The 5695-nt window shown below is 71.1% G+C and carries 4 protein-coding genes and 1 pseudogene; 3 read left to right on the top strand and 2 right to left on the bottom strand.

All coding sequences use genetic code 11. The features are described from left to right. The coding region (locus AB0H32_RS46405; protein ID WP_361135185.1) for a maleylpyruvate isomerase N-terminal domain-containing protein at positions 1–258 on the bottom strand (258 nt) is incomplete at its 3' end. A gap of 140 nt (positions 259–398) precedes the next feature. Continuing rightward, positions 399–1916 carry an MFS transporter gene (locus AB0H32_RS46410; RefSeq protein ID WP_361135188.1) on the bottom strand — a complete coding sequence of 506 codons (1518 nt, stop codon included), beginning with the start codon at positions 1914–1916 and terminating at the stop codon, positions 399–401. A 167-nt stretch (positions 1917–2083) separates the two neighbouring features. Here AB0H32_RS46410 and AB0H32_RS46415 point away from each other — a divergent pair, with 167 nt between their 5' ends. The 3 genes and pseudogenes from AB0H32_RS46415 to AB0H32_RS46425 all read left to right on the top strand — a co-directional run. Further along, positions 2084–2491 carry a MarR family transcriptional regulator gene (locus AB0H32_RS46415; RefSeq protein ID WP_361135194.1) on the top strand — a complete coding sequence of 136 codons (408 nt, stop codon included), beginning with the start codon at positions 2084–2086 and terminating at the stop codon, positions 2489–2491. A 121-nt stretch (positions 2492–2612) separates the two neighbouring features. After that, positions 2613–5048 carry a SpoIIE family protein phosphatase gene (locus AB0H32_RS46420; protein ID WP_361135191.1) on the top strand — a complete coding sequence of 812 codons (2436 nt, stop codon included), beginning with the start codon at positions 2613–2615 and terminating at the stop codon, positions 5046–5048. Positions 5049–5174: 126 nt separating this feature from the next. After that, positions 5175–5695: pseudogene (locus tag AB0H32_RS46425) on the top strand (FUSC family protein); the annotation flags it as partial.

Here is a 5695-nt window from a genome sequence, read left to right on the forward strand (position 1 = left end):
CGGGAGCCGAAGGTCCACCTCACGCCCCCGGGGCGGCTCCTGGATCCGCGACCCCAGCAGGACCGAGAACCAGCGCTGCACGCTGCCGGTGTGCTTGACCAGGTCGGCCAGCGTCCAGCCGGGGCACCCGGGCACCTCGGTGGTGAGGTCGGCGCCCTTGACGGCTGCGACGAACCGGGCGGTCTCCACCGCGACCGTCCCGCGGTGATCGATCGGCGCGGGGCCGGACGTGAGGTCAGTGGGGTCGGACGTCGTCATCGTGACATGCCTCTCGGTGAAGGTGCGGGGTCGGCCGGACGGCCGGTGGAGGACGGCTCGGCGGCGGGCTCATGGGTGCCCGCCGCCGGCTCGTCACCCACCGAAGTACGAGCTACTGCTCCCGGCGGGAAAGGGCCTGTTCAGGACGGTCGTACGGGCTCGGCGTCGTGTTCCGCCGGTGCAGGCTCGGGTGTACCCGAATCCGTGGCCTTGCGCAACGCGGGGGCGCTGGGCGCGTGCGCTGCCGTGATCCCGGCCAGTGCGACGACGACGACCAGGGCGAACGCGGCTCCGGCGATGACGAAACTCGTCGTGAACTGGCTCTCCTGGGGCAGTGCGGGCATGCCCTTCGGGAGCGGAATGGTCTTCGACGCCAGCAGCGAGGTGATGACGGCACTGGCGACGGCGCTGCCCACCGAGCGGGAGATGGAGTTGATGCCGTTGGCGATGCCGGACTGGTGGTGAGGGACACTGGCGACGATGAGCGCGGGCATGGCGGCGTAGCCGAAGCTGATCGCCAGGCCGATGACCATGCCGGCCCCGATCACCGAGGCGGTCGCGTCGTGCGCGACGCTCAGCCACGTGAAGCCGACCACGCCGAAGCAGGCACCGACGGCCAGCGTGACGCGTGCGCCCATCCGGCGCACCAGTACGCCGCCGAACTGGGCGCCCAGGAGCGAGACGAGCGTGGTCGGAAGCAGATACACGACTGACGCTTCCAGCACCGAGGCGCCGAAGCCGTAGCCCGCGACGCGCTCGGGAACCTGGACGAGGTACGAGACGCCGATGAACTGCGCGAACATCGCAAAGCCCAGCAGCAGCCCGGCCAGGTTGGTGAAGAGGACGGGCCGGTGGGCGAACATCTTCATGTCCACCATGGGCTCCTTGACCCGGCGCTCGGTCACGACCCACACCACGGCCATGACGATCGCGCCGGCGAAGGAGCCGAGGGTACGGCCGGACGTCCAACCCCACTCGTGCCCCTGCGAGATGGGCAGAAGCAGCAGCACCAGCAGCGCCGCCAGGGTGCCCGCGCCCAGCCAGTCCGTGCGGCCCCCCGTCGTCGCCCGGGACGCGGGCACCGTGAACAGGACTCCCGCCAGCGCCACCACGGCCAGCACGACCGCGAGCCAGAAGACCCGGTGGTAGTCGGGGTCGGAGCCACGGGTGAGGAGCCCGGCACCGACCAGGGCGAGCCCGCTGCCGAACGCGAGCGTGCCACTGACCAGGGCCATGGCCCCGTGCAGCTTCTCGGGCTTGATCTCCTCGCGCAGGATGGACAGGGCGAGCGGGAAGATCGCGGTCGCCGCTCCCTGCAGCACCCGGCCGACGATCAGCCACGTCAGCGAGGTGGTGGTGGCGGCGAGCACCGAGCCCGCGATCATCACGAGCAGAACCCCGACGAGGGTCTGCTTCTTGCCGTGCTGATCACCGAAGCGGCCGAGCAGTGGGGTGAAGACGGCGGCCGACAGAAGGGTGGCGGTGGTCACCCAGCTGACGTTCGCGGTGCTGGCGTGGAGGTCGTTCTGGATGATTCCCAGGATCGGGACGACCAGGGTCTGCATCATCGAGACGACCATCGCGGCAAGCCCGAGCACCAGGACGACCGTGGCGTCTGCGGAGTGCCGTCGAGCCGGCGCGGGCTGTGCTTGAGACACGGAATCTCTTCCCTAGGTGAGAGCTCGATGGACTACTTAAGAACATCGAAGCTTGAGAACTTCAAGTAATGAGGAAGACGGTAGTCAGCGATATTTGAGATAGTCAAGTTTCCGGGGGTAAGGTGACACGCATGACCGCACCCTCCGGCGTCGGCACGGCCCAGCTCATGGAGCTGCTCTCGGTGTCACTGGCTGCCTACTACGGCGACTTCACGGTCGCCGCCGCGAGCGAGCACCTCACGGCCAGCCAGGGCAAGACCCTCAGCGTGCTGCGCCGGGGACCCGCCTCCATGAGCGTGCTGGCCACCACACTGACCTGCGACGCCTCCAACATGACCGGGATCGTCGACCGGCTGGAGAAACGCGGTCTGGTGCGCCGAGAGCCCAGCCCCTCCGACCGGCGCGTCAAGAACGTCGTCCTCACCGCGGAAGGCGAGCGGGTCATCGACGTGATCCGCGGGAAGATGCACCACACGCTCGCGGGCCTGAGCAGGCTCGACGAGCAGGAGCGGGACACCTTCCACGCCCTGCTGGAGCGCGTCTTCACCGCACAGCCCGGGGCCGACCGGCCCTGAGGCCGCTGCCGTCCGCCCCGGACCGGCATGGGCACGTGCCGGGCCTGCGGCCCCGAAGACACGCCGCGGGCTATATGAGACCGTGGTGCCAGGAAGCCCGCCCGCGGATGGGGCCGACACCATGGGTCTCAGGGATCTGCCCGATACACATCACGACGATCCGTACGGCATCACGTCTGCCGCAGTCGTCCTCGTGGACGCCCACGGCCTGATCCGCTACTGGAATCCGAAGGCGGAGACCCTCCTCGGCTATTCGGCGTCCCGTGTGCTCGGGCAGCCCGCGGCCATGGTCCTCACGAGCGAGGACTCGCTGGCCGCCGCGCTGTCCGCGGCGCAGCGGATCGGGGACGGGTGGGAGGGCCTGATCACCGCGCGTCACCGCGCCGGCCACCCGGTCGAGCTGGCCCTGCGGGCATGTCCGCTGGGCGCGGAGCCGGGTTCCGCCTGGCTCGCCGTGGCCTGTGACGTCACCGACTCGCACCGGTGGGAGCTGGACCAGGCGGTGATGCGCGGCCTCCTGGAGGACTCACCGATCGGCATCGCCGTCCTCGACAGTGAGCTGCGGTTCCAGTGGGTGAACCGGGTGCTGGCCGCCATGGAGGGCCTGCCGCCCCACTACGGGTCCGACCCGGCGGCGGGACTTCCCGGACTCGGGCGGGTACCACCGGCCATGGACTGGCAGGCGCGCCAGGCCCTGATGTCGGGCCGCACCACGCCGACCGTGGAGCATATGACGACCCCGCACGGCATGTCCCGCCGCAACGCACAGGGCCGCCTCCGGCTCCGGTCGTCGTTCCCGCTGAGGAACGTCGAGGGCAAGACGCTCGGGGTGTGCCACACCGCCGTGGACTTCACCGCCCAGGACCGGGCCCGTGAGCGGCTCGCCCTGGTCAACGAGGCGTCACAGCGCATCGGAACCACCCTGGACCTCGACCGCACGGTGCAGGAACTGGCCGAGGTCCTCGTGCCGCAGCTCGCCGACTTCGTCGCGATCGACCTGTTCCAGGGTGTCCTCGCGGCCAAGGACCTCACCCCGAGGCCGGTCTCCGGGGGCACGCTGCAGCGGGCGGCGCACCTGTCGATCCACGAGGAACTGCCGGAGGCGATCGTTTCCGTCGGCCAGCCCACCAGGTACCCGCCGAAGTCCCCGCAGATGCGCTGCCTGACCACGGGCCGGCCCATCCGCGATCCGGTCCTGTCCCCGACGACCTGGTGGCTCGCCGGTGATCCGCAGCGCATGGCCAAGCTCATCCATCTCGGGGTGCACACGCACCTGGTGGTACCGCTGCGGGCGCGAGGGGTGACCATGGGGGTGATCTCGCTGCTGCGCTGGGAGAACCCCAACCCGTTCGACGAGGACGACGTGCTGCTCGTGGAGGAGCTGGTCGCCCGCGCCGCGGTGTGCGTCGACAACGCCCGACGCTTCGTCCGTGAACACAACGCGGCCCTCGCCCTCCAGACCAGCCTCCTTCCGCCCGACCTGCCCGACCACTGCGCCGTCGAGGTCGCCTACCGATATCTGCCGACCGACGCCGAGGCCGGCGTGGGCGGGGACTGGTTCGACGTCATCCCGCTGTCCGGAGCGCGCGTCGCCCTGGTCGTGGGGGACGTCGTCGGCCACGGCATCCACGCCGCCGCCAGCATGGGCCGGCTGCGCGCGGCCGTACAGACTCTCGCCGACCTGGACCTGCCGCCCGACGAGCTCCTCGCCCATGTCGACGACCTCGTCCTGCGCCTGGCGGACGAGGCGGAGGCGGCCGAGGAAGGCCCCGTGGTGATCGGCGCGACCTGCGTCTACGCCGTGTACGACCCGATCTCGCGCAGACTCAGCGTGGCGCGCGCCGGACACCCCACTCCCGCCATCGCCCACCTCAGCGAGCCCGTGGAACTCCCCGACATTCCGGCCGGCCCTCCCCTGGGACTGGGAGGTCTGCCCTTCGAATCGGCCGAGTTCGAGCTGGAGGAGGGCAGCGTCGTCGCCCTCTACACCGACGGCCTCATCGAGGCCTCGGACCGCGATGTCGACATCGGTTTCGAGCGGCTCTGCTTCGCCCTGGCCCACCCCGACCGCCCGCTCGAGGAGATCTGCGACACGATGGTCCGCATCCTGCTGCCGGACCACCCGCACGACGACGTCGCCTTCCTCATCGCCCGGACCCGCGCCCTCACCCCCGACCGCGTGGCCTTCTGGGACGTGCCCGCCGACCCCCGGGCGGTGCACGAAGCCCGGGACAACGCCGCCCGCCAGCTTGCCACCTGGGGACTGGACGACGTCGCCTTCACCACCGAGCTGATCGTGAGCGAGCTGGTCACCAACGCCATCACGCATGCCGGCGGCCCGATCGGCCTGCGTCTGATCCACGAACGGACTCTCATCTGCGAGGTGTCGGACTCCAGCAGCACCTCGCCCCACCTGCGCCGTGCCCACAGCACCGATGAGGGGGGACGCGGACTCTTCCTGGTCGCGCAGGTCGCCCAGCGCTGGGGCACGCGGTACACCCCCACGGGCAAGACCATCTGGGCGGAGCAGCAGCTGCCGGGCTCCGGCCCCTGCTGAGATCCGTCCCCGGACGGGCCCGGAGACCCTCCCGCGGGCCGGAGGGCACCGGAGCCGTCGTGGTGCGCGGCCCGCCGAACGAAGTGCGAAGGTGCCGGGTGCGCGGTGGTGCGTGAGTCTGTAGGGGTGTGGGGTGTCCGAGCCTGTCGGCTCCCGGCGGCCTACGTCGCCTCGGGCCGCCGGGCGGTACACGTGACGCTGGTCGCCGCAGCCTGCTTCTATCTCTTCCGCTACGGCCTCGGCCGCCCCGTCGCGGCCACCTACGCCCTGTTCGCAGCCGTGGCGATGGGCGGCCTTTCCAAGATCCCGGGCACCGGTCGGCAGCGGGCCGCGGTGGTGCTGCGCCTGCTGCCGGTGGGCTGGCTGCTGGTGGTCCTCGGCACCTATCTGTCCGTGCGGACCTGGAGCGCTGTGGTCGGCATGCTGGTCGTCGGCTTCGCGCTCGCGTTCTCCGCCGTGGGCGGACCGCGCCAGGCCGGGGCGGCGCCCGGCCTGCAACTCCTCTACATCCTGCCGTCGTTCCCGCCGTACGACCCCGGCTCGCTCGGCGAGCGGCTGATCGGGACGACCACCGGAATGGCCCTGCTCGCCGCCGCCGAGGCGCTCCTCTTCGCCGAGCCCGCCCCGCCGCCGTACCGGGAGCGAGC

The sequence above is a fragment of the Streptomyces sp. NPDC020362 genome (assembly GCF_040642095.1).
Lineage (GTDB): Bacteria > Actinomycetota > Actinomycetes > Streptomycetales > Streptomycetaceae > Streptomyces.